The organism is Mycobacterium sp. 1245111.1 (genome assembly GCF_001673405.1).
Taxonomy (GTDB): domain Bacteria; phylum Actinomycetota; class Actinomycetes; order Mycobacteriales; family Mycobacteriaceae; genus Mycobacterium.
The window spans coordinates 1-23,794 of sequence record NZ_LZLV01000115.1 but is presented as its reverse complement, the minus strand read 5'-3'; the positions used below and the strand labels follow the sequence as shown (position 1 = coordinate 23,794).

Sequence of the window (23,794 nt, the reverse complement as noted above, 5' to 3'; positions counted from 1 at the left end):
GCAGGAGCGGCCATGAGCCAACCTCCGGAGCACCCTGGCAACCCCAACGAGCCGTACGGCGGAAGCCCCCACCCGGGCCAGTATCCGCCGCCGCCCGGCTACGGCCCTCCCCCCGGACCACCGCCGGGATACGGACCACCGCCAGGTCAGCCGCAGCCCGGTTATGGGCCACCCCCGGGGTATGGCGCGCCACCGCCTCCTCCCGGTTACCGGCCGCCGCCGCAACCCGGTTACGGGCCTCCCCCCGGCTATCCGCCGCCGCCGGGTTACGGCCCTCCTTCCGGTTATCCGGGCGTTCCGGGCTATCCCGGCCCGGGTTCGGTGTTCAACATCGGTGACGCCTTCACCTGGTCGTGGAATAAGTTCAGCAAGAACGTGGGTCCGCTGATGCTGGCGGCACTCGTCTACGGCGTGATCGGCGTGGTCGTCCACGGCCTGGTCTTCGTACTCCTGGGCGGCGCAACGGCCGACACGGCGACAGACGGCGATTACGGCGCCTCATTCGCGGCGAGTCTGGGCGCGGGCGGCACGTTGGTCCTGTCGATCGTGTCCTTCGTGTTCGGCATTTTCGTGCAGGCCGCCTTCCTGTCCGGCGGGCTCGACCTTGCCGACGGCAGGCCGGTGACCGTGGGCTCGTTCTTCAAGCCGCGCAACTTCGGAACCGTGGTTCTGGCCGGCGCCCTGTTGAGCGTGATCTCTGCGGTCCTGGATCTGATCTCGTTGCCGGGCTTCCTGTTCGCGTTGCTGTCGTTCGTGGCGATCGCCGTGTTCACCTTCTTCGCGCTGTTCACGATTGCGTTCGCGACCGATCGGGCGCTGCCGCCGATCGACTCACTGAAGGCCAGCGTGAGCACCGTGCGCTCACACATCGGCGAAACGCTGATTTCGTTCGTGGTGCAGGGCGTCTTGGTCGCGGTCGGGCTATTCGCTTGTGCGGTCGGCATTCTCGTGACCGGACCGTTGGCGCTACTGATCCAGGTCTACACCTACCGCAGGCTCTCCGGAGGCCCGGTCGCGCCGCCTACCCCCTAAGCGCCAGCCGGCTGGGTGACGAAGTCGATCAGCTCTTCCACCCGGCCGATCAGCGCCGCGTCGAGGTCGGTCCAATCCCGCACTCGTCCGCGGATGCGGCGCCACGCCGCAGCGATGTCGGCCTGGTCGCGGTGCGGCCAGCCGAGGGCCTGGCAGATGCCGTGCTTCCATTCGGTTCCGCGCGGGATCACCGGCCACTCCGTCAACCCGAGCCGGCCCGGTTTGACCGCCTGCCAGATGTCGACGAACGGGTGGCCGACGACCAGCGTGTGTGCGCCGGCCGGGCTGCGCTGGACGGCTTCGGCCAGCCGCGATTCCTTCGAGCCGGCCACCAGGTGGTCGACCAGTACGCCGAGCCGTCGTTGCGGGCCAGGTCGGAACTGCTCGACGATGCCGACGAGATCGTCGACGCCGCCGAGGTATTCGACCACCACGCCCTCGATGCGTAGGTCGTCGCCCCACACCTGTTCGACGAGCTCGGCGTCGTGGCGGCCTTCCACGTAGATCCGGCCGGTCCTGGCGACGCGGGCCCGCGCTCCGGCCACTGCCACCGATCCGGACGCGGTCCGGGCCGCCGTCGTGGGCGCCGGACCTCGCGGTGCGGTGAGGATCACCGGCGTGCCGTCGACGAGGTATCCCGGCCCGACCGGAAACGCCTTGCGGCGGCCGTGCCGGTCCTCGAGCTGCATCCGGCCGTACTCGACGCTCACGATCGCGCCCACGTAGCCGGTCTGCGCGTCCTCGACGACCATGCCGAGTTCTATTGGCATTTCAGCGGACCGGAGCTTGCGCGAGTGGTGCGGGTCACGCGCTAGAACATCCGAACCGTAACGATCATCCACCCGAGCGATCCTAGGAAGGGTCGGCGGACAATCCTGGTTACGCCACTCCGTTGACACAACACCGCAACGCGGAGTTCGCCGCGCTGCGACTCGCCAGCCGGTGTGATGAGATTTGCGGTTATGACCATCAAAGTGGCGCTGGAGCACCGCACCAGCTACACGTTTGACCGGCCGGTCCGGGTGTTTCCGCACGTGGTTCGACTGCGCCCGGCACCACATTCGCGCACGCCCATCGAGGCCTACTCGCTGCGTGTCGAGCCGGCCGACCACTTCGTCAACTGGCAGCAGGATGCCGTCGGCAACTTCGTCTGCCGACTGACGTTCCCGAATTCGACCGACCGGCTGACGATCACCGTTGGGCTCATCGCCGACCTCAAGGTGATCAACCCTTTCGATTTCTTCATCGAGGATTGGGCAGAGTCATGGCCTACCCCGGGCTTCACCTATCCCGAGCCGCTGGTCGATGAGCTCAGGCCTTACCTGCAGCCGGTCGACGAGGATGGCCCTGGATCGGGTCCGGGCGAGCTGGCGCGGGAGTGGGTGCGGGCGTTCGAGGTCCCGCAGGGGACTCGAACGATCGATTTCCTGGTCGAGCTCAACAGGCGGATCAATGCCGACCTCAATTACAGCGTGCGGATGGAACACGGTGTGCAGACACCGGACGTGACGCTTCGAACCAAGGTGGGCTCCTGTCGCGACTTTGCGTGGCTGCTGGTTTCGGTGGCGCGCCAGTTGGGGTTGGCCACCCGATTCGTATCGGGTTACCTGGTCCAGTTGGCCTCCGACATCAAGGCGCTCGACGGCCCGTCGGGTCCGGCCGCCGATTTCACCGATCTGCACGCTTGGGCCGAGGTCTATATCCCCGGCGCAGGTTGGATCGGGTTGGACCCGACGTCGGGTCTGTTCGCCGGTGAGGGCCACATCCCGCTGGCGGCCACCCCGACCCCGGCCAGCGCCGCTCCGATCACCGGTGGCATCGAGCCGTGCGAGTCGACGCTCGAGTTCTCCAACACCGTCACGCGCATCCACGAGGACCCGCGTGTCACACTCCCCTACACCGACGAGGTTTGGGCCACCATCCAGCACGTCGCTCGTGGCGTCGATAGTCGGTTGGAAGCGGGGGACGTCCGACTTACCATGGGCGGCGAACCCACGTTCGTCTCGATCGACAACCAGGTCGACGACGAATGGACCACCGCCGCCGACGGCCCGCACAAGCGGCAGCGTGCCTCCGACCTGGCCGCCCGCCTGAAGACGGAGTGGGCGCCGCAGGGCCTGATCCACCGTGGCCAGGGGCGCTGGTATCCCGGTGAACCATTGCCTCGCTGGCAGATTGGGCTGTACTGGCGTACCGACGGTCAACCGCTCTGGCCCGACGGCACGCTACTAGCCGACCCGTGGAGCACTACGCCGCCCGACCCGATCGCGGACAGCGCGACGGCCCAGAACCTGCTGTTGGCCGTCGCCGACGGATTGGGCCTACCGGCCTCTCAGGTGCGTCCGGCGTACGAGGATCCGCTGTCGAAGCTCGCAGCCAAAACTCGTCTGCCGCAAGGTGACCCGGTAGAAGCCAGTGCCGACCTCAACCCGGAAGCCGGCCATGACACACCCGCAGCACGGACCAAACTGCTGGCGGGGCTTGACGAATCAACAGATATTCCAACCGCATTCGTGCTGCCACTGCACCGCCGCGATGATGAGCTGGGCTGGGCCAGCGCCAATTGGCGGCTGCGTCGCGGCCGCATCGTACTGGTCGACGGGGATTCGCCGGCGGGCCTGCGACTACCATTGGACGCGATCAGCTGGAAGCCGCCACGGCCGTCGTTCGACACCGATCCCACCACCGTCGGCCACGAGCTGCACGCGTCCACCCTCGACGCATTGGTCGACGACGACGAAAGCGCGCCGACTACCGCTATGGTGGCCGAGGCGCGCGATGGTCTGCTCTACATCTTCCTGCCTCCAACCGGCGCGCTGGATCACTTCGTCGACCTGGTCTCCCGAATACATGCCGCGGCCAAGAAGATTGGCTGCCCGGTGGTGCTCGAGGGCTACGAACCCCCGGCCGATCCGCGGTTGACCTCGACCACGATCACCCCCGACCCGGGTGTCATCGAGGTCAACGTCGCACCCACCGCGAGCTTCACCGAGCAAACCAAGCAGCTCGAAACCCTGTATGCCGAGGCTAGATTGGCCCGCCTTTCTACGGAGTCATTCTCCGTCGATGGCAGCCACGGCGGCACCGGCGGTGGAAACCACATCACGCTTGGTGGCGTCACCCCGAAAGACTCCCCGCTGCTGCGCCGCCCGGATCTATTGGTGTCGCTGCTTACCTATTGGCAGCGACACCCTTCGCTGTCATATCTGTTCGCCGGGCGGTTCGTCGGCACCACGTCACAGGCACCACGGGTCGACGAGGGACGAGCCGAGGCGCTCTACGAACTCGAGATCGCGTTCGCCGAAATCGACCGGCTCGCTTCGTCTTCGCCGACCGGCACTCCCAGGCCATGGATCATCGACAGGGCGCTGCGGCATCTGCTCACCGACATCACCGGCAACACCCATCGAGCAGAGTTCTGCATCGACAAGCTCTACAACCCCTACAGCATGCGCGGCAGGCTGGGTCTGCTGGAGTTGCGCGGCTTCGAGATGCCACCGCACCTACGGATGGCGATGGTGCAGTCGCTGCTGGTTCGCTCGCTGGTGGCCTGGTTCTGGGACGAGCCGCTTCGGGCGCCGCTGATCCGACATGGCGACAACTTGCATGGCCGATACCTGTTGCCGCACTTCCTGATTCACGACATCGCCGATGTCGCGGCGGACCTGCGAGCCCACGGCATCGCGTTCGAGACCAGCTGGCTTGACCCGTTCACCGAATTCCGCTTTCCACGGATCGGCACCGCGGTGTTCGACGGCGTCGAGATCGAGCTTCGCGGCGCGATCGAGCCGTGGAACACCCTCGGTGAAGAATCCACCGCTACCGGAACCGCCCGTTACGTCGATTCGTCGGTCGAACGTCTTCAGGTGCGAATCATCGGCGCTGACCGACACCGCTATCTGGTGACCTGCAACGGCTATCCGGTTCCCTTGCTGGCCACCGACAACCCCGACGTACATGTCGGAGGCGTACGTTTTCGGGCCTGGCAGCCGCCGAGCGCACTGCATCCGAGCATCACCGTCGATGGCCCGCTGCAATTCGAGCTCATCGACGTCACCACCTCCACGTCGCGTGGCGGCTGCACGTACCACGTTGCCCACCCTGGCGGGCGCGCCTACGACGAGCCTCCCGTCAACGCCGTCGAAGCCGAGTCACGGCGCGCGCGCCGCTTTGAAGCCACCGGGTTCACCCCAGGCAAGCTCGCGCTTTCCAGCATCAAGGAGATGCAGGCGCGAATTTCCACAGACGTCGGCGCGCCGGGCATACTCGATCTGCGGCGCGTGCGTACCGTCCTGCGGTAGTGGCTTCGATAGACATGGCAGTACACCCAAGCGACCCGGCGCCCGTTCACGAGCGCACGGACGTCGACCGGCTGCTGGCCGGATATCGCGCCGGACGCGCTCAGCAGACGCTGTTCGATCTGCGCCCGCCGTCGCTACAGGGGCCGTCGATCGGCTATGACGAGTTTCTCGACGAAACCGGCTCAGTGCGGCCGGCCTGGGCCGACGTGGCGGACGCGGTCGGTGACCGCGGCAAAGCGGGTATGACCCGGCTCGGTTCCGCGGTGCGCCAACTGGTCGACAACGACGACATCACTTACACCGTGGTAGATCCCGCGGGCGGGCACGGTGAGCCGCGGCCGTGGCGGCTGGACCCGCTGCCACTGGTGGTCTCGGCTCCCGACTGGGAGGTGCTCGAGAGCGGGCTGGTGCAACGTTCCCGGATCCTCAATGCCGTGTTGGCCGACCTATACGGCAATCGACGATCGCTGACCGAAGGCATACTGCCTCCGGAGTTGGTGTTCGCCCACCCCGGCTACGTCCGCGCCGCCAACGGAATCGAGATTCCCGGGCACCACCAGCTCTTCATGCACGCCTGCGATGTCAGCCGAGTCGCCGACGGCAGCTTCGAAGTCAACGCCGATTGGACTCAGGCCCCGTCCGGCCCGGGCTACGCCCTCGCCGACCGACGGGTGCTGGCCCGCGCGCTGCCCGACCTTTATGAGAAGGTCGGGCCGCGGCCCACCACACCGTTCGCCCAGGCGTTGCGGCTGGCGCTGATCGACGCGGCGCCCGACGGCGTGCAAGACCCCGTCGTCGTCGTCCTCAGCCCCGGTATCTACTCCGAAACCTCTTTCGATCAGGCATATCTCGCGACATTGCTAGGTTTCCCGCTGGTGGAGAGCGCGGACCTGGTGGTCCGCGACGGCAAGTTGTGGATGCGCTCGCTGGGCACGCTCAAACGGGTCGACGTCGTCTTCCGGCGGGTCGATGCCGCCTACACCGACCCGCTCGATCTGCGCGCCGACTCCCGGCTGGGGGTGGCCGGGTTGGTGGAGGCGCAGCACCGCGGGACGGTAACCGTGGTAAACACCGTTGGCAGTGGCATCCTGGAAAGCGCTGGGCTGCAACGGTTCCTGCCCCAGTTGGCCACTCGTCTTCTTGGCGAGTCGCCGCTGCTGGCCAGCGCGCCGAGCTACTGGGGTGGCATCGACAGCGAGCGCTCGCATCTCCTGGCCAACCTGTCGTCGTTGTTGATCAGGCCGACCGTCGGCGGACAGACGCTTGTCGGCCCGACGCTTTCGTCCGACCAGCTGGCCGAGCTGGCCGCGGCGATCACCGCAATGCCCTGGCAATGGGTCGGCCAAGAGCTGCCGCAATTTTCCTCCGCGCCCACCAGCTATACCAGCGACCTGTCTGCGGGGGGCGTCGGAATGCGCCTGTTCACCGTCGCTCAACGCGGCGGGTACGCGCCGATGCTGGGCGGCCTCGGCTACGTGCTGGCTCAGGGTCCGGCGGCATATGTATTAAAAACTATTGCTGCAAAGGATATTTGGGTCCAGCCCACCGACAGGTCGCGAACCGAAGCGATCACCTTGCCAGCTCCGGAAACTTCTGCGAAGGCAGCTGCGGGCACATTGGGCGTCAGCTCACCACGCGTGCTGTCCGACCTGTTCTGGATGGGGCGTTACGGCGAGCGCGCCGAAAACATGGCCCGGTTGCTGATCGCCGCGCGCCGGCGATACTACGAATTCCGACATCGTCAGGAGATTTCCGAATCCCAGTGTGTGCCGGTCTTGATGGCGGCACTGGGCCGCATCACCGGAACCGGCCCCAACGCGGAAGACCAGGCCGAGGCGATCGCGACCGCCCCGTCGACGCTATGGTCGCTGACCATGGACCGGGACCGGCCCGGCTCGCTGGTGCAATCGGTCGACCGACTGGCGCTGGCGGCAAGGGCGGTGCGCGACCAATTGTCCAGCGACACTTGGGCGGTGCTGGCCGGCGTGGAACGTGCACTTGCCCACAACGCCGAACCGCCCGACTCATTGGCCCACGGCGACGCGGTGCTCGAGACAGCGCAGTCGCAGACCTTGATCGGCATGTTGACGCTGGCTGGCGTCGCATCGGAGTCGATGGTGCAGGACGTCGGCTGGACCATGATGGATATCGGCAAGCGCATCGAACGCGGCCTGGCCCTTACCGCCTTGCTCGACGCCACACTGACCACCGTCCTGGCCCCCGCCGCCGAGCGCACGGTCATCGAATCAACGCTGATCGCAATGGAATCCGCGGTGATCTACCGACGCCGCACCGTAGGTCAGGTAAGTGTGGCCGCGCTGGCGGAGCTGATGCTGTTCGACTCGACCAACCCACGGTCTCTGGTGTATCAGCTCGAACGGCTGCGAACCGATCTTGGCGATCTACCCGGCTCGTCTGGGTCGTCGCGTCCGCAGCGGATGGTCGCCGAGATCAGCACCCTGTTGCGACGCTCTCATCCCGCGGAACTCGAATCGGTGTCCGCGGACGGTCACCGCGAGCGGCTCACCAAACTGCTCACCACCGCTCATTCCGCGTTGCGGGAGCTGGCGGACGTGATCACCGCGACGCAACTAGCGCTGCCCGGTGGCACGCAACCGCTGTGGGGCGGCGACGAGCGCCGGACGATGCCGTGACCGCCGCTGGCGTCACGCGCTGACCGGGTGCCGACCTCCCGATATCGCGGTCGTCTCGTCGATCACGTTGTGGATGAACTTCATCTTCTGCAACACCGCCACAGGAAGCACGAACGGGTACAGATCGTCGTGCCCCATCGACCTATTCACCATGTTGAGTGACCATGAGACCGGCAGCCACATGTCGATGATCGTCATGAATGCGCTGGGCCCCAATACCGGCCGGTCGAACGTGGCCGTCGCCGGGGCGAAACCCGACCACGCCGCTGTGTCCAGGGTGTCGCGGATGTGCAGGTAGTGGGCGAACGTCTCGGCCCAGTCCTCGGCCGGATGCATCGTCGCGTACGACGAGACGTACGTCTCCTCCCAACCCGCGGGCGCACCCTCGTCGTAATGCCGATCCAACGCGGCCTGGTAATCGGCGTCCGGATCTCCGAAAAGCTCCTTGAACCGGCTCACGTATTCACTCGACGGCGCAATCAGCCGGTAGTAGTAGTAATGCCCGATCTCGTGCCGGAAATGTCCGAGCAGGGTGCGGTACGGCTCCTCCATCTCCACTCGCAACTGCTCCCGATGGACGTCGTCGCCTTCGGCCAAATCCAGTGTGATGACCCCGTTTTCATGCCCGGTCATCACGTTCTCGTGCGCGCTGGACAGCAGCCGGAAAGCCAGGCCGTAGTCGGGGTCCTGGTCGCGCCCCACGATCGGCAGCTTCAACTCGTGCAGTTCGACGATCAGTCGGCGCTTGGCCGCCTCGGCCAGGGCGAACTCCGCCAGCCCGGCGGTATCCGCATCGTTGGGGCGCTCGATGGTCAGTGCGCACGATGCGCATAGCCAGCCGGGTTGGCGAACCGGAACGAGCCAGTTACATTCGGCCAGATTGCGATTCGCGCACAGCTCGTACTCGCTGGCACTGACGAAGCCGGCGCGCCCGGCGTCATCACCGGTGGTGATCACCAGCAGCGCCATCTCGTAGAGGGAGAACCCCAGGGCGCTCCCACACGCCAGACACGCCGAGTTCTCGAACGTCAACCGCTGACCGCAGTTGGGACAGTGGAAATCACGCATATAACTCGTCGCCTTCGTAGGGTGCGACGTCTACCGCGACGTCGATCACGCTGTTCTCGGCATTGGTGTAAATGATGCCGCGTAGCGGCGGCACGTCGGCGTAGTCACGCCCGCGCCCGACGATGATGTATCGCTCGTCGACCATCTGATTATTCGTGGGATCGAGTCCCAGCCACTCGAATTGGCCGGGTGGCTGCGGCGTCCACACCGCCGCCCAGGCGTGCGTCGCGTCGATGCCGATCATGCGATCCTTCCCTGGGGGCGGGTTGGTGGCCAGATAGCCGGACACGTAGCTGGCCGCTAAACCGTTGGCGCGCAGGCAGGCGATCGCCAACCGCGCGAAGTCCTGACATACCCCTTCCCGCGCCTTCAGAACCTCGTTGACACCAGTCGATACCGTGGTCGATCCCGAGCGGTACGTGAAGTCGTGGTAGATCCGCGACGTGAGGTCACGCAACACCTCCCCCAGTGGGCGCAATGGCGCGAAGCTCGGCGCGGCGTAGTCGCGTACGTCGTCGGTGATCTCGGGTGGGTTCAGGTCGAGGGCGAATTCCGTGGCCAAGGCGCCGCGCACACCGACCGGGCGGGCAAGCTCCCACGGCTGCAGCGCCGGCCCAGCACCCCAGCGCTCGGGCGGTGAGGGATACACCTCGACAATGGATTCACCAACGACGGTCAGCATTCGATGGGGCTCGGTGACATGGAAATACGAGCTGATGTTCCCGAAGGTGTCAGAGCTCGTCGAGCTGTCCGACGGCGTCGGTGAGATCTGCAACTCGTGGACGAGGCAGCGTTGCCGCGGGAGGTCGCGCGGGGTGAGGAAGCCGCGCCCGTAGGAACTGGTCACCACGTCGGAGTAGCGGTATTCGGTGCGATGCGTGATCCGGTACCGGGCCCCCGGGCCCGACGGGTGCTGATCCGGTGACTGCCCTGGATCGCTGGCCTGGGTCGGCGACGTCACGCTGCAACACTATCCGCCTCGTGGGCCGCGCGCCGGGAGCACAATGGGTCATGGCCACCTGGGACGACGTCGCCAGTGTCGTCGGGGAGCTGCCACTCACCGAGGAGCGGGCGCCACATGAATGGCGGGTCGGCAAGAAGCTGATTGCCTGGGAACGCCCGCTGCGCGCGTCAGACCACCAAGCGCTGACCGCACTGGGGATCGAGCCACCTCGGGGCGACATTCTCGCTGTCCGAGTGGCCGATGAGGGCGTCAAGTTCGCACTGATCGCCGATGAACCAGCGGTGTACTTCACGACTCCGCACTTCGACGGCTATCCGGCCGTCCTGGTCCGGCTGGCGCCTGTCGACGAGCTGGGGCTGCGGGAGCTGATCGTCGAGGCGTGGCTCACGCAGGCGCCAAAACGCCTGGTCCAGGAGTTTCTCGACCAATCCCGGTGAGCGACGGCATCGCACCTTCTGTCACATTAGTAACAGAAGCATCACAGGTCACTCTAATTGACTTCATCACGACTAGATAACTTATTATTCATATAACTCAGTAGTTATATACTGCACCAATAAGCTCATAAATTGACTCCAATTATCATCAGCAACACGAAATGCTTTATTAAACTTTAATCTCATTAATTACTAAAGCCCCACTCATTGACTCCTTTCACACCTGCTTGTTAGACCTGTTAAATGAGTCATTTAGGCGGGCTACTGAGCACCATGTGCAAGCACTTGGTGCTCGCCACATTGGTTGTCTTGGGCATGACGTTGCTGGTCAATCCGACCACCGGCGTGGCCTACGCCGATGGCATGAACTGGGATGCCGTGGCGCAGTGCGAATCAGGCGGCAACTGGCACGCCAACACCGGCAACGGCTTCTATGGCGGACTGCAGTTCAAGCCGTCTACCTGGGCAGCCAACGGCGGCGTCGGCGACCCGGCGATGGCGTCGCGCGAGCAGCAGATCGCGGTGGCGAATCGGGTGCTTGCCACTCAAGGGCCTGGTGCATGGCCCAAGTGCGGCGGCAACGGCCAGCTGTTCCCGATCCAGATCGTGAACATCTTCATGCACCCGGTGTACGGCACGATTCAGACGCTGTGGTCGCTGGTCCCCCACTAGGACATTTGGAGGCGACGTGACCACCTCGTGATCAGTGCCGTGATAGCCCCGTAACCGCGTGTATCGAGGGGTCGGTTGACGGGCTAACTATCCGGTGGGGCTAACTGGCCGGCCGCAGTTCGAAGACCGGAATCACCCGTGAGGTCTTCGCCTGATACTCGGCAAAACCCGACGCGACGGCGGTGATCTTGGGGAAGATCTCGTCTCGCTCGGCCGGCGGTAATTCGCGGGCGACGACGTCCGAGGACTCGTTACCGACCTCGATGTGCGCCGACGGGTTGGCCCGCAGGTTGTGCACCCACGCCGGGTTTACGTCGGCGCCGGCGAACGATCCGATGATCACCAGCTTGCCGTCGATCCGTAAGTAGGCCAGGGGAGAAACTCGCGGCTGGCCCGATTTGGCACCCGTCGTGGTCAGCAACAGCAGGTTGGCGCCCTCGAACTGGCCGCCGACCTTGCCTCCGTTCGCGCGAAACTCGTCGGCGATGCTCTGGTTGAACGCTTTGATCGTCTCGGTGTCAGGAAATCCTTGCGACATGCCGTGACAACCTCACCGCGGCCGTCGCCTATTCCGGGTCGACCGGGGTGGGCTTACCGGCCCGCTTCTCATCAGGCTTGGCGTCGATACCCGATTCCTTGCGCTGCTGGGCGGTGATCGGCGCCGGAGCGTCGGTCAACGGGTCGACGCCGCCGCCGGACTTCGGGAACGCAATCACCTCGCGGATGGAATCGGCGCCGGAAAGCAGTTGGACGATCCGGTCCCAGCCGAACGCTATTCCGCCGTGCGGCGGTGCGCCAAAGGTGAACGCGTCCAACAGGAAACCGAACTTTTCCTGCGCCTCTGCGGCACCGATGCCCATCATCGCGAACACGCGTTCCTGAACGTCGCGGCGGTGGATACGAATCGAGCCGCCACCGATTTCGTTGCCGTTGCAGACGATGTCGTACGCATCCGCGAGCGCGTTGCCGGGGTCGCTGTCGAAGGTGGCTTCCGACTCCGGCTTGGGTGAGGTGAACGCGTGGTGCACCGCGGTCCATGCGCCGCTGCCCAGCGCGACGTCGCCGGCGGCGGTGGCCTCGTCGGCCGGCTCGAACAACGGGAAATCGACCACCCAGGTGAATGCCCAGGCGTCCGGGTCGATCAGGTTGAGCCGATGTGCGATCTCGACGCGCGCCGCGCCCAGCAACGCACGTGACGGCTTGGGCGGCCCGGCGGAGAAGAAGATGCAGTCCCCCGGTTGGGCGCCGACATGCGCTGCCAGACCGTCGCGCTCCGCCTCGGACAGGTTTTTGGCGACGGGTCCGCCCAGCGTGCCGTCGTCACCGACCAGCACGTACGCCAGCCCCTTGTGGCCACGCTGTTTCGCGAACTCTTGCCAGCCGTCCAGCGTCCGGCGCGGCTGCGACGCGCCACCGGACATCACGACCGCGCCGACATATGGAGCCTGGAACACCCGAAAAGTGGTGTCGGAGAAGAACTCTGTGCACTCGACGAGCTCAACCCCGAACCTCAGGTCTGGCCGGTCGGTGCCGAACCGGGTCATCGCCTCGGCGTAGCTGATCCGCGGCACCGGCAGCGGGAGGTCGTAACCGATCAGCGCCCACACAGCCTTGAGTACTTGTTCGGCCGTGGCGATGACGTCGTCGGCTTCGACGAAACTCATCTCCATGTCCAGCTGGGTGAATTCCGGCTGACGGTCGGCGCGGAAATCCTCGTCGCGATAGCAGCGGGCGATCTGGTAGTACCGCTCCATGCCGGCCACCATCAGCAGCTGCTTGAACAGCTGCGGACTCTGCGGCAGCGCATAGAAGGAGCCGGGTTGCAGCCGGGCCGGCACCAGGAAGTCGCGCGCGCCTTCCGGTGTCGAGCGGGTCAGGGTCGGCGTTTCGATCTCGACGAAGTCCTGTGCGGCCAGCACGCTGCGCGCGGCCGCATTCACCTTGGAGCGCAACCGAATTGCGTTACCCGACGTTTCGCGGCGGAGATCGAGGTAGCGGTAACGCAGCCGCACTTCCTCACCGGCGGGCTCGTCGAGCTGGAACGGTAGCGGCGCGCACTCCCCCAGCACCGTCAGCGACGTCGCGTTGATTTCGATCTCCCCCGTGGCGATCTCGGCGTTGGCGTTGCCCTCCGGGCGGATCTCGACGACCCCGTCGACGGCGACGCAGAACTCGGCCCGAAGCCGGTGCGCCTGGGCGAGTACGTCGTCGGCACGAAAGACCACCTGCGATACGCCGGTGGCGTCGCGCAGGTCGATGAAGATCACCCCACCGTGGTCGCGTCGGCGCGCGACCCACCCGGCCAGCGTCACCTGTTGCCCGGCGTCGGTGGCCCGCAATGACCCGGCGGCATGACTGCGCAGCACAAATACTCCTTGTCGGCGGTGGGAACGACAGCCCAGTCTAGAGGCGGTAATTTCGGTGTTCGTCATGGAGATTGCACTTGTTGGTCCAGGAGCCGTCGGCACGACGGTCGCCGCTTACCTCTCCGCCGCCGGTCACCACGTTCTGGTCTGCGGCCGGACGCCGCGATCACAGATCGAATTGCGGCCCGACGGCGCCGATCCGGTCGTCGTGCCCGGCCCCGTGCGCACCGATCCCACCGAGATCACGGCCGCGGTCGACGTCGTTCTGCTCGCCGTCAAAGCCACCCAGAACGCCGAAGCCGGCCGCTGGCTGGCGCGACTGAGCGACCAGCGCACCATCGTCGTCGTCCTGCAGAACGGCGTCGAACAGATCGAGCAGGTACAGCCGCTCTGCCCGTCGTCGGCGGTAATCCCCGGCATCGTCTGGTTTTCGGCCGAGACTCAACCAGACGGCTGGGTCCGACTACGCACCGATGCCCGGCTCACGCTGCCGACCGGGCCGGCGGCGACCACCTTTGCCGACCTGTGGCGGGCGGCCGGCGGCACCGCCGAGTGCGACCCGGACTTCATCACCGCTGCCTGGCGCAAGCTTCTGGTCAACGCGGTCGCCGGCCTGATGGTGCTGACGGGCCGACGGTCGGGCATGTTCCGCCGCGACGACCTCGCGGACCTGGCGCAGCGCTACGCCGCGGAGTGCATCGACGTTGCCCGCGCCGAGGGCGCAGAGCTGGCCGACGACGTCGCCGCCGGCACGGTGGAGATGTTCCGGCAAGCCCCCACCGACATGGGCACCTCGATGCTGGCCGACCGCGAAGCCGGCCGCCCGCAGGAGTGGGATATCCGCAACGGCGTGATCATCCGCAAAGCCCGCGCCCACGGAATCGCGACACCGATCAGCGACATCCTGGTGCCGCTACTGGCCGCGGCAAGCGACGGACCGGGCTGACGAAATCGTCTCTCGCCGTGGGGCCGGGCTGTCAGAGGCCGAAACCGGCAGCGCTGCCGATGATGAACAGCTCGGGAACCACGACGTCGAGGTATTCGTAACCGGTCAAGTACGAGTCGAGGGCACCGGCGATGTCGCCGGCCGCCAGCTCCGTCATTGCCGAGTGGATGTCGGCCTCGGCGATCAGGGCGAGCGTGGGCGCCACGATGATCGCGTCGTTCAGGTCCGCGGTCACCGGGATGTCCCAGGTGTACGAGCCGTCGATCGGCTCACCGGTCAGGGCGGCCAGCGAACCTTGCAGAAGGTTGTTCGGCACCGAGAGCAGGTATTCGTCGACCCCGTTGTAGAACGACGCCAGGCCTTCAGCCACGTGACCGCTGGCGAGATCTGTGTTGGCGAGCTCGAAGGCCTGTTGGCCGAGGGCAAAGTCGCCCTGCACCGCGTCGTAGATGTCGGTGAAGGGGTCGTCGGCGCGCGCAGCTGGAGCGGCGGCGGTAACCGTGAGGACAGCGGCTACGAGTGCTCCCCACAGCACAGCCATCAGGGTTCCGCGTCGTGGTGCGCCGAACATCAGGACTCCTATCTGGGCGTCAAGATGGGTACTGAGAGTTTGCCAGCGACAACTTATCAGTCTTTCAGGTCCACACAACTCGGGAGCACGCTCATCCCGCCCTGCCAAATTGGGTCCGCTACACCGACATTCGGTTCGCGTCGACACCGGAGAGCTAACCGGTCAACACAGCCCCGCCCGCCACGACGCTGAACATGTCGCCGACGAGCTGCGAGGCCATGTCGAACGCCGGCGGCACGCTGATGTCGCCGAACGGCGTCACCAGCGTCTCGGTGGCGGTCGACCCCGCGAGGTCGGAGTAGATGCTTTCGAAGCCATAACCGAAATTGACGATTTCGAACTCCGAACCGACCGGCAAGCTGGCGGCATCCGAGGAGCTCGTGACCAGGATCGTCTCGGTGGAGTCGTTGAACTCGTCCAACGTGTTCGTCACGTCGGCGGTGAAAGTCCCCGTCGTCGCACCGTCAGTGAAGCTGAAGTCCTGGCCACCCTGAACCCCGACGTCCACCGGCGGAAGTCCGTTGATTCCAGTAAAAGTCAGTTCGGTGGTGGGATCGAAGACCATCCCACTCGGGAGCGTGACGGACGAATTGCTGAGGCTCTCGACTCTGGCGGCGTCGAACGCGATCGGGATGACGTAGTTTCCGAGCGGCGTGTACAACGTGTCCAGGTAGTGGTTTCCGCCAGGTGAGACGTAGTCGGAGTAGACGTTGGTAAGACCGCCGAACTGGATCGTGTTGAAGATCGAGCCGACCGCGGGAACATCGGCGGCAGTGTTGCCGACCGTGCCGCTGAGGTCATTCGTCACGAGAACGGCCTCGGTATAGGTGGTGGCTGTATCCGTTGTCATGGTGTTGACGGTTCCGACCGTGCCGATCACATGGCCTGCGGAGTTGAGGAAGTTGAAGTCCTGGGTCCCCTGCAGCGCCACGGTCAGCGGGGGAATGCCGCTGATCGACGTAACCTCTTGTGAGCCAACAGGAATCAACGTGCCGCCATTGCCGGTACCCACTCCTCCGGCGTCGGCGATCAATCCGTTGGCCGCATCGAAAGTGGTCGGAACAACGATCGTTCCGGTCGGCGTCTGCAGCGTGTCGGTGATCGTGGAACCACCCTCACCATTGGGGATCGCCGAATAAGTGTTGACGTAGGTGCCATACCCGAAGGAGTAGGTGTCGAACACCGACCCCACTGCCGGACCACCATTCCCAGTCACGTCGCTCGCGACATACACCTCTGTGTTGATGCCGCCGAGGCCGTCATTCGAATAGCTCTCATAGCCGTAGAACGTTCCCGAGTTGCTGGCCGTGACGTTGGTCCAGTCGAAGGTCTGATCGCCCTGGATGCTTCCCTCCACTGCCGGCGGTGCGGTGTCGCCACCTTCGAAGCCGTGTCCGTAAATCCCGGTGACGGTCTCATGCGAACCGGGAGCCGGACTGACCGCCCATTCGTCGGCGTGTGCAACGGCAAAGGGCAGCAACGCCATTCCGAGCAAGCCACCGGCCGCCACGCCGATTCTGCGACGTCGACTCGCCATCGAGGTCACCTGGCTCGCGGCCAAGCGCAGGCGTGGGTCCAAAAGCGAAGAGCTCGAGAACTTTTCACGCGTCTCGATCGAGTGCTTGCCCATGTTGCTGGTCCTTCAGTGGTCGTTCCTGGTCGACGAGAGCCCGAATGCTTCGTAGACGAATCCGAGGTCTGCCCGGATCCGCTCCGGAGTCAGGCCGAACTGTGTGGGCGAATGCCCGTGCTTGCTGGTGTAATTGCGCTGCCGCTCCGCTTGTTGGCGCACTTCGTCGACGAACTCTTGCGACGGTTTGATCTCGACGAAGTCGAGAATCCGTTCCATCGTGGGCTCGAGGTCGTTGATCAGGTCCTCGTAGCGCACGATGCACAGGTTGCGTCCCGGGATCTTGCCTGCCGCATGCGCGTCGTTGAAGTGGCGCAGCATGTCGCAGGAAGCCTGGTACAGGTTCTCCACCCACCTGTGCTGGTCTTCTTCGGTGGTTCGGTTCCACACGTCGTAGCCGTTCTCAAGCACGCTGGCCAGCAACGACATTCCCGACGGGATTACCTCGACCGGGTCGCGGATGACGTAGACGAGCTTGCAGTCCGGGTAACGCCGCAACACCGCCTCGAGACGCATCGTCAGCATGCTGGTCTTGGCCAGCACTCGGCCAGCGCCCTTGAGTGTCAGGTTCCGGCGCCAGACGGCGTCGTAATAGCCGAAGAACCGCTCCTCATCACGCGGCGTCACGCCGTCGATCGCGAACGCGCGACACGACAACTCACTCCCCCAGGTGTCTTGCCACGCAAGGAAATACGCCCATGCGAATGGACCGTCCATAGTTCGGAAGAACCAGGCCACGTCGTCGGTCTCGATGCCGCGCAGGCTGGTCTCATGCACGTCGGACGGGTGATAGCGTGCCGGTGACAGCTTGTCCAGTCGCGGTACGATGCCGCCGAGCAGTTTGCGCGCCGTGATCGCCGGAAACAGCATCTCCCACAACTCGAGCGCGGCCATGTCGCCGGCGCCGAGCAGCAGCCGATGCAAGAAAGTCGTGCCGCTACGCGGGTTGCCGATGATGAAGATCGGCCGGTCGATCTCTTGCTTGCGATGCCGCGGGTAGAACACGTAGTCCAGACCGAGCGTGATCGCTGAAATCACCTGGCGCAGCTGCAAAAGCGCGAACGCCCCGAACGGCCGGAACCACAGCCCGAAGGTCTGGCCGATTACCTTGTAGACGCGCAGATAACGCTCCACTAGCTCTCCCACACCGCCGAAGCGCACACGATCGTGAACCCGGATGCGGCGCTGACGATCACGAGCTTGTCGCCATTGTTGACGGTGCCGTGTTTCAGTCGGTGGTTGAGTGCGACCGCCCACGAGGTGCTCGCGCTGTTGCCGTATAGCGAGTGGGTGTGTATGCATGCCTCGGGACGCGCGCCGATTGCGTCGAAAACCCGCTCCAGGATCGCCTGGCTGGGTTGGTGGAAGACGTAGTGGTCAACGTCTTCGGCCGCCCAGCCGGCGTCAGTGAGGAGTCGCTGGACTTCACCGGGAACGTGAACCGCTAGGGCGAAAAGCTCTTTCGATCGTGAGAAGAACGGTCCGTCGACCGGCGCCGAGCACAGGTCGTAGTGCTCAGACAACGTCTTGTGCCCGAAGCCCACCAGCCGCGCTCCACCCGCTGCCAGCGACTCACGCGTCACCAGGAAAGCCGCGGCGGCGTTTCCCAGCGTGAGGCCGGCGGCGAAATTCGCGACGTCTTCGACCGTCTGAAGGTCGTATGTGACGTGGTCGCGCCACAATTCGCCCGCACAGACCAATGCGGTCTTGATCTCGGGATGGAGGGCGAAGTAGCCGGCGACTACGTGGATCGCCTCGACCAGGCCGGCACAGGCACAGGTCACGTCGAACGCGTGCAGTGGCTTCGCGCCCAGCCGTCCCGCCACCTCGGCCGCGGTCGCCGGCTCGAAGTTCTCGCGGGCAATTCCTCCATAAACCAAAAGATCGACCTCGGACACCTCGACGCCGTTCTCGAAGAGGCAAGCGGTCGCCGCGCGGGACGCGAACTCGCCGGGCGAGAGCGTCTGGTCCGGGTCAATGTAACGGACCTGAGTGTTACATCGACCCAACACATACTGAACGCCCTGACTGATCGGTTCCCATTCGGATTCCGATCCGCGGAATGATGCCCGAACCCGCGCCAGCACCATCTCGTTGTCGACGGCGGTCTCGGGGATAACTACGGCCGGCCGTGAGAGGTACATACACGGAAGCTGAGAACTTTCCTGACCTTTGTGAGACATAAGGGGCCCCCATTTCCCTGGAGGCTTTTGGGCGTAGCCTCAGTCAAGGGCCAAAAATACTACTCAGAGCGCTTGTCAGGCGCGCATTTCAAGGCGATTGCGATAGCCGAGTCTCTCAGCTGCGGCTAAGCCTTTTCATCCAAGACCGTGCACCATGGAGATCGGCGTTGTTCATCCGGATCATCTGCAATGCCGTCTCTGCCAGACCGGATGATGCGGGTCGCTCGCCGCGCGCAGTCGTAGCGGGGCCAATCGGTCACCCCGGGTCGCGCGCCGTCACCCGCGGCCGAGGCGAAATCCAACCACGCCCTTTGTAGTCGGCGCCCGACCGCGGGAGTCCACCACTTACCCAGCGGATGCAACCGACGACCCAGGTGCGAACCGTAGGTATGGAGGATGTGGACGATCTCGCTTCCGTGCACGGCACCCAACCCCGTCAGCCGCAGCGTCGCGGGTGTGTGGTCGAACCGGTACATGTAGGTGGGCGCATGTTCGCTGTACGCGTCGGCGAAAGCCCATGTCGGCCCGGCGAACATCGCGTCAGCACCGATGGTCTCCAGCGTGCGGCGGCGCGGATAGTCCGGGTAAGCCGCCATCAGCCGTGCTCGGGCGTCGGGCGCAAGCCGACTGAAAAAGTGATCGACGGTCTCCCGCGTGGTGGGCAGCATCGGCGGCTTGTCACGGGCAAACAGCGACGCTTCCCGCCGATTGGTGCCGATGATCAACGGGATACTGCTGATCGCGCCGGCACGCGCTGCTTCAATCGGATGCTGCGGCAGCAGGCCCACCCCGTGCGTCAGCCCGTGCGCGAGCATTGGCGACGACGCCACGCTCGCAAGCTGCAATTGCCCTGCAGCACGGCGTAATTCACGCTGGGGCAAGCCCTTCAACTCCCCCGCCGTCACCCCTAGCTGGCCAAGGAATCGCTGCGCCTGCTCTGCTCGGGTTTCACGCTCGGCGATCAGCGGCAGCGCAGGGCTCTGCGCGATCGCCTGACAAAACAGGCCGTCGGCCGCCGGGCTGGCCAGCAACGCCAATACCGAAGTGGCACCGGCGGATTCGCCGAACACCGTCACCCGGCTGGCATCACCGCCGAAGGCAGAGATATTTTCGCGCACCCAGGACAATGCGGCGATCTGGTCGCGCAAGGCGAGATTGTCGTCGAACCCGTCGCCGAGATCGCCGAGCTCGAAACCACCGAAAACCCCAACCCGATAGGTGACGTTGACGACAACGACATCACCGTTGGCGGCCAGGCGTGACCCGTCGTAGAGCTGTAATTGTCCCGCGCCGTTGAGGAATGCGCCGCCAGGGATCCAGATCATCACCGGTAGTGAGCCGGCTACGTCGGGCGACCATATCGTCAACGTCAGGCAGGCTTCATCGCGAATCTTCGGGTCGTTGCGGTCTCCCGCCGCCATCGATCGACTTTGCGGCGGCAGCGGTCCGTGCTCGAGCGCATCGCGCACACCGGTCCAGGGGGCCAACGGAGCCGGCGCGGCAAATCGGCGGTCGCCAACGGGTTGTTGCGCGTATGGCACCCCACGCCACACCGCGACGCCGTCTTCGACACGGCCCCGAAGATCGCCCAACGGCGTGTGCGCGAGGGCAGGAACTTCGGCAACCGCGGGCACGCCCGAATCGTAGTGTGCAAAGCTGATGACGCCGGGCCCGCGATACGCCATGAACCGCGATGGAGAATGCGATGACCTTCAACGAGGGTATGCAGATCGACACCAGTACGACGGCGTCATCCGGAGGCGGCGGAGGGCGCGGAATCGCGATCGGCGGCGGCCTCGGCGGGTTGTTGTTCCTGGTAGTCGCTCTGCTGCTCGGGGTCGACCCCGGCAAAGTGGTCAACCAGCTGCCCGCGCCGAGCACCAGCCAGGACGTGGCGCCCGGGTTCGACCTCAGCAAGTGCAAGACCGGAGCCGACGCCAACCAGTACGTGCAGTGCCGGGTGATTGCGACGGGCAACTCCGTCGATGCGGTGTGGAAGCAGCTGATGCGCGGCTACACCCGACCGCGGGTCCGGTTGTTCACCGGCCAGGTCAACACCGGCTGCGGCCCGGCCACCACCGAGGTGGGCCCGTTCTACTGCCCGGTGGATCAGACTGCGTACTTCGACACCGGTTTCTTCGACGTGTTACGCACCCAATTCGGTTCAAGCGGTGGACCATTGGCGCAGGAATACGTGGTCGCCCACGAGTTCGGCCACCACGTGCAGGATCTGCAGGGTTCGCTCGGCCGCGCGCAGCAGGGCGCCCAGGGTGCCAACGGCAACGGTGTGCGCACCGAGTTGCAGGCCGACTGCTATGCCGGAGTGTGGGCGCACTACGCCTCCACGACCAAGCAGGAAGGCACCGGCGTTCCGTTCCTGGAACCGCTGAGCGACAAGGACATTGCCGACGCACTGTCGGCTGCGTCGTCGGTGGGCGATGACCGCATCCAGAAGTCCGCGACCGGCCGGGTCAACCCCGAGTCGTGGACCCACGGTTCCTCGGAGCAGCGCCAGCACTGGTTCACCGTCGGCTACCAGACCGGCGACCCCAACCAATGCGACACCTATCACGCAGCCGATCTGAGTTAGGTCAGAACAGCGTCGGCTGAGCGGGTTCGGCGGCACGTTGCGGCGGCGCGGTTTCGAACCGTCGCGACCCGCCGCCCAAGCCGTGTCGCGCAACCAGCGGTGCCGCCCGAGCCCGCAGCTCGTCGCGGTACGACGGCGGCAAATACGCTCCGCGCCCGTACAATTCACGGTATCTGCCGACCAGTTGGGGATGGGTCTGCGACAGCCACGACATGAACCACCCACGGGTCGATCCCCGCAGGTGTAGGCCGAATACCGTGACGCCGGTGGCCCCGGCGGCCGCGATCTGTCGCAGCAGATCGTCGAGATGCTCGACGGAATCCGTCAGATATGGCAGCACCGGCGCCACCATCACGTGGCAGTCCAGGCCGGCTTCGCGAATCGCGGCGATCAACCCGAGCCGCGCCTGCGGGCTGGGGGTACCGGGTTCCACCCGCCTGTGTAGTTCGGCGTCGCCGACCGCAAGGGACACCGACACGCCAACGGGCACCTCCGTTGCGGCGTCGACGATCAGCGGCAGATCCCGTCGCAGCAGCGTGCCCTTGGTGAGGATCGACAACGGAGTGCCCGATCCCGCGAGGGCGCTGATGATCCCCGGCATCAACGCATAGCGTCCTTCGGCCCGCTGGTAGGGATCGGTGTTGGTGCCGAGCGCGACGGCCTCACGACCCCACGAACGTCGGCCAAGCTCGCGGCGCAGTACTTCGACGACGTTGGTCTTGACGACGACCTGCGTGTCAAAGTCGTTGCCGCAGTTCAATTCCAGGTACTCGTGGGTGGGCCGAGCGAAGCAGTACCGGCAGGCGTGCGAACAACCGCGGTAGCCGTTGACGGTGTACCGGAACGGTAACGCGGAAGCGTTGGGAACCTTGTTCAGCGCGGACTTGCACAGCACTTCGTGGAATGTGATGCCATCAAACTGCGGGGTGCGCACGCTCCGGACAAAGCCGATGCGCTCCAACCCGGGCAGCGCGCCGTCGTCGGCCCGGACGTTCTGGCCGTCCCATCGCATGAATCCATTCGAACTCTTGTTCGAGTCGATGTCAACCCTGAGCAGAATCGCGCCTCCGCTGACCTCCTCGCCAATACGGCTGCGGCGAGCGGGTTGTCATTTAAGCTGGGTCATCGTGACGTCTAATACTGACGGCCCAAAAGACAACAAAAATCTTAAGTGGGCCATGGGTGGGGTGGCCGCGGTTGCCGTGTTGGCAACGATCGTCGCGGCTGTATTGCTATTCGGCGACGGCGGTTCCGGGGGGCCGAAAGGCGGGTCCGACAACGGCGCGGGACAGGAAACCGCTGCGGTCGCCAGCGCGAAAGACACCGGGCCGGTGGCCGTGATCACCGACGACCCCAGCTGCACTGCGTGGGCGTCGATCAACAACGAATTGGCGAACAGCGGCCAAGGGCTCTGGAATGACCGCGACCGGTCGGTGCCCGCGTCGGCGTGGAACCCGAAACAGCGGGCACAGTTCATCGCCGCTGGACAATCGATGCGCAGCGCGGCCGCGCAGGCGGTCGGTTTGGTCAAGCTGACACCACACCGCGTCATGCGTGAGCTCTATCAGCAGTTCATCGCGTACGCCCGGGCGTACTCCGAGCGAATCCCGAAATACACGCCCGCAGACAACAATCTCGCCGGCGCCGCGAACAGCGCCTCCTCTGCGTTGGGCTCAATCTGCGCTGCCATCGCCGATGGTTCGGCCGCGGCCCGGGGCCCGCTGGTAACCCCCTCGCCGCCGCCGTCGGACATCGCTCCGGTCGGCAACCTCGCGAGCCCGCAGCCGTTTCTCACCTCGGACAACAATGTGTGTCCGGAATGGAAGGCAGCGCTGGACCAATTCGGCCAACAGACTGCGCAGTGGCAACAAATGGATCCCAACGTCCCGTCGATCTACTGGAACAAAGAGCAGAAGGCGGTCAACTACGCGGTTGGACCGGTGATGAACTCGTTCGCCGGCAAGCTGGAAGAGCTTGGCAAGCAAAGTGATAACGCGATCTGGCAGGATTTCGCCAATCTTTCGGCCCAGTACCGTCGCGCGTTTGTCACCGCACTGCCTACCTACACGCCGACCGACAATCACCTCGCCAACGCGGCCAACTTCGTATCGACCACCATTCTGGGAGGCTGCGCAGCGGTCGCCGATTAGGCGGCTGCCGGGCGCTCTTGCTGTCAGGACGGCGCGAACAGATCGACCATCCAGCCGGCCGGCATTCGGCGCCAGGAGATATGCCGCGAAAACGAAAACACACCGGGCAAGCAATGCCCGGTGTGTTTTGATCCCCCGAAGGGGTAAGACGTCAGGCCCAGCTGGAGCCGACGGCGGAGTCGGTGGACGACATGTTGTTGCCTGCCGTCTGCACCTTCTGGCCGTGGGCG

At 65.2% G+C, this 23,794-nt stretch carries 19 protein-coding genes and 1 pseudogene; 8 read left to right on the top strand and 12 right to left on the bottom strand.

The genetic code is table 11. The annotated features are described in order from the left end of the window. Positions 1-12 precede the first annotated feature (12 nt). Positions 13-1,032, top strand: coding sequence for a hypothetical protein (locus A5658_RS18795; RefSeq protein WP_067338706.1), 1,020 nt, complete (start codon positions 13-15; stop codon positions 1,030-1,032). On the opposite strand, the gene A5658_RS18790 is transcribed toward A5658_RS18795, so the two are convergent. Next, complete coding sequence (locus tag A5658_RS18790) at positions 1,029-1,874, bottom strand: DUF3097 domain-containing protein (protein ID WP_067338703.1); 846 nt, start codon at positions 1,872-1,874, stop codon at positions 1,029-1,031. The genes A5658_RS18795 and A5658_RS18790 overlap by 4 nt on opposite strands. Positions 1,875-1,994: 120 nt before the next feature. Between A5658_RS18790 and A5658_RS18785 the strand changes: the two genes are divergently transcribed. Beyond that, a complete protein-coding gene (locus tag A5658_RS18785; protein WP_067338700.1) occupies positions 1,995-5,333 on the top strand; it encodes a DUF2126 domain-containing protein in 3,339 nt (1,112 codons plus the stop codon). Positions 5,334-5,347: 14 nt separating this feature from the next. Next, positions 5,348-7,987 carry a circularly permuted type 2 ATP-grasp protein gene (locus tag A5658_RS18780; RefSeq protein ID WP_067338696.1) on the top strand — a complete coding sequence of 880 codons (2,640 nt, stop codon included), beginning with the start codon at positions 5,348-5,350 and terminating at the stop codon, positions 7,985-7,987. Between the two features lie 12 nt (positions 7,988-7,999). On the opposite strand, the gene A5658_RS18775 is transcribed toward A5658_RS18780, so the two are convergent. Further along, positions 8,000-9,055 carry a putative zinc-binding metallopeptidase gene (locus A5658_RS18775; RefSeq protein ID WP_067338692.1) on the bottom strand — a complete coding sequence of 352 codons (1,056 nt, stop codon included), beginning with the start codon at positions 9,053-9,055 and terminating at the stop codon, positions 8,000-8,002. Next, on the bottom strand, positions 9,048-9,938 hold the full coding sequence (locus tag A5658_RS18770) for a transglutaminase family protein (protein ID WP_067338748.1): 891 nt from the start codon (positions 9,936-9,938) through the stop codon (positions 9,048-9,050). Before A5658_RS18770 ends, A5658_RS18775 begins: the two co-directional genes overlap by 8 nt. A 128-nt stretch (positions 9,939-10,066) precedes the next feature. On the opposite strand from A5658_RS18770, the gene A5658_RS18765 reads away from it, so the two are divergent. Both A5658_RS18765 and A5658_RS18760 read left to right on the top strand, forming a co-directional pair. Beyond that, positions 10,067-10,456 carry an MmcQ/YjbR family DNA-binding protein gene (locus tag A5658_RS18765; RefSeq protein WP_067338690.1) on the top strand — a complete coding sequence of 130 codons (390 nt, stop codon included), beginning with the start codon at positions 10,067-10,069 and terminating at the stop codon, positions 10,454-10,456. Positions 10,457-10,771: 315 nt separating this feature from the next. Next, the gene (locus A5658_RS18760) at positions 10,772-11,128 is read left to right on the top strand and encodes a transglycosylase family protein (protein ID WP_304442075.1); all 357 of its coding nucleotides are present in this window, start codon (positions 10,772-10,774) and stop codon (positions 11,126-11,128) included. 100 nt (positions 11,129-11,228) lie between these two features. On the opposite strand, the gene A5658_RS18755 is transcribed toward A5658_RS18760, so the two are convergent. Together A5658_RS18755 and aspS are read right to left on the bottom strand one after the other, a co-directional pair. Further along, positions 11,229-11,666 (bottom strand): nitroreductase family deazaflavin-dependent oxidoreductase, encoded by a 438-nt coding sequence (locus tag A5658_RS18755; RefSeq protein ID WP_067338684.1) that lies wholly within the window; start codon positions 11,664-11,666, stop codon positions 11,229-11,231. A gap of 28 nt (positions 11,667-11,694) precedes the next feature. Continuing rightward, entirely contained in the window at positions 11,695-13,560 is a 1,866-nt protein-coding gene (gene aspS, locus A5658_RS18750) for an aspartate--tRNA ligase (protein ID WP_197503160.1), read from the bottom strand. Between aspS and A5658_RS18745 the strand changes: the two genes are divergently transcribed. After that, a complete protein-coding gene (locus A5658_RS18745) occupies positions 13,559-14,440 on the top strand; it encodes an oxidoreductase (protein ID WP_082993290.1) in 882 nt (293 codons plus the stop codon). The two genes, aspS and A5658_RS18745, sit on opposite strands and share 2 nt — an antisense overlap. A 31-nt stretch (positions 14,441-14,471) precedes the next feature. Here A5658_RS18745 and A5658_RS18740 read toward each other — a convergent pair whose 3' ends face one another. From A5658_RS18740 to A5658_RS18720, 5 genes are all read right to left on the bottom strand, one after another. Continuing rightward, the gene (locus A5658_RS18740) at positions 14,472-15,011 is read right to left on the bottom strand and encodes a hypothetical protein (protein WP_067338677.1); all 540 of its coding nucleotides are present in this window, start codon (positions 15,009-15,011) and stop codon (positions 14,472-14,474) included. A gap of 154 nt (positions 15,012-15,165) precedes the next feature. Further along, the gene (locus A5658_RS18735; protein WP_067338674.1) at positions 15,166-16,641 is read right to left on the bottom strand and encodes a hypothetical protein; all 1,476 of its coding nucleotides are present in this window, start codon (positions 16,639-16,641) and stop codon (positions 15,166-15,168) included. Between the two features lie 12 nt (positions 16,642-16,653). Further along, positions 16,654-17,787 (bottom strand): sulfotransferase, encoded by a 1,134-nt coding sequence (locus A5658_RS18730; RefSeq protein ID WP_197503158.1) that lies wholly within the window; start codon positions 17,785-17,787, stop codon positions 16,654-16,656. After that, positions 17,775-18,785, bottom strand: coding sequence for a 3-oxoacyl-ACP synthase III family protein (locus A5658_RS28215; protein WP_067338668.1), 1,011 nt, complete (start codon positions 18,783-18,785; stop codon positions 17,775-17,777). The genes A5658_RS18730 and A5658_RS28215 overlap by 13 nt, the downstream gene beginning before the upstream one ends. 164 nt (positions 18,786-18,949) lie before the next feature. Beyond that, on the bottom strand, positions 18,950-20,458 hold the full coding sequence (locus A5658_RS18720) for a carboxylesterase/lipase family protein (RefSeq protein WP_067338743.1): 1,509 nt from the start codon (positions 20,456-20,458) through the stop codon (positions 18,950-18,952). A 71-nt stretch (positions 20,459-20,529) separates the two neighbouring features. On the opposite strand from A5658_RS18720, the gene A5658_RS18715 reads away from it, so the two are divergent. Continuing rightward, complete coding sequence (locus tag A5658_RS18715; RefSeq protein ID WP_067338740.1) at positions 20,530-21,414, top strand: neutral zinc metallopeptidase; 885 nt, start codon at positions 20,530-20,532, stop codon at positions 21,412-21,414. Position 21,415: 1 nt separating this feature from the next. Here the strand turns inward: A5658_RS18715 and A5658_RS18710 are convergent, their stop codons facing one another. After that, on the bottom strand, positions 21,416-22,426 hold the full coding sequence (locus A5658_RS18710) for an Rv2578c family radical SAM protein (protein ID WP_067338666.1): 1,011 nt from the start codon (positions 22,424-22,426) through the stop codon (positions 21,416-21,418). Between the two features lie 115 nt (positions 22,427-22,541). Here A5658_RS18710 and A5658_RS18705 point away from each other — a divergent pair, with 115 nt between their 5' ends. Further along, positions 22,542-23,564, top strand: coding sequence for a hypothetical protein (locus tag A5658_RS18705; RefSeq protein WP_156751543.1), 1,023 nt, complete (start codon positions 22,542-22,544; stop codon positions 23,562-23,564). Between the two features lie 151 nt (positions 23,565-23,715). On the opposite strand, the pseudogene A5658_RS18700 reads toward A5658_RS18705, so the two are convergent. Further along, positions 23,716-23,794: pseudogene (locus tag A5658_RS18700) on the bottom strand (type VII secretion protein EsxI); the annotation flags it as partial.

Bases quoted from the DNA above. Each gene is read 5' to 3' on its own strand.
- A5658_RS18795 (WP_067338706.1), top strand. From the start codon at position 13: ATGAGCCAACCTCCGGAGCACCCTGGCAACCCCAACGAGCCGTACGGC.
- A5658_RS18785 (WP_067338700.1), top strand. From the start codon at position 1,995: ATGACCATCAAAGTGGCGCTGGAGCACCGCACCAGCTACACGTTTGAC.
- A5658_RS18780 (WP_067338696.1), top strand. From the start codon at position 5,348: ATGGCAGTACACCCAAGCGACCCGGCGCCCGTTCACGAGCGCACGGAC.
- A5658_RS18775 (WP_067338692.1), bottom strand. From the start codon at position 9,055: ATGCGTGATTTCCACTGTCCCAACTGCGGTCAGCGGTTGACGTTCGAG.
- A5658_RS18765 (WP_067338690.1), top strand. From the start codon at position 10,067: ATGGCCACCTGGGACGACGTCGCCAGTGTCGTCGGGGAGCTGCCACTC.
- A5658_RS18760 (WP_304442075.1), top strand. From the start codon at position 10,772: ATGACGTTGCTGGTCAATCCGACCACCGGCGTGGCCTACGCCGATGGC.
- A5658_RS18755 (WP_067338684.1), bottom strand. From the start codon at position 11,666: ATGTCGCAAGGATTTCCTGACACCGAGACGATCAAAGCGTTCAACCAG.
- A5658_RS18745 (WP_082993290.1), top strand. From the start codon at position 13,559: ATGGAGATTGCACTTGTTGGTCCAGGAGCCGTCGGCACGACGGTCGCC.
- aspS (WP_197503160.1), bottom strand. From the start codon at position 13,560: ATGACGAACACCGAAATTACCGCCTCTAGACTGGGCTGTCGTTCCCAC.
- A5658_RS18740 (WP_067338677.1), bottom strand. From the start codon at position 15,011: ATGTTCGGCGCACCACGACGCGGAACCCTGATGGCTGTGCTGTGGGGA.
- A5658_RS18735 (WP_067338674.1), bottom strand. From the start codon at position 16,641: ATGGGCAAGCACTCGATCGAGACGCGTGAAAAGTTCTCGAGCTCTTCG.
- A5658_RS28215 (WP_067338668.1), bottom strand. From the start codon at position 18,785: ATGTACCTCTCACGGCCGGCCGTAGTTATCCCCGAGACCGCCGTCGAC.
- A5658_RS18715 (WP_067338740.1), top strand. From the start codon at position 20,530: ATGACCTTCAACGAGGGTATGCAGATCGACACCAGTACGACGGCGTCA.
- A5658_RS18710 (WP_067338666.1), bottom strand. From the start codon at position 22,426: ATGCGATGGGACGGCCAGAACGTCCGGGCCGACGACGGCGCGCTGCCC.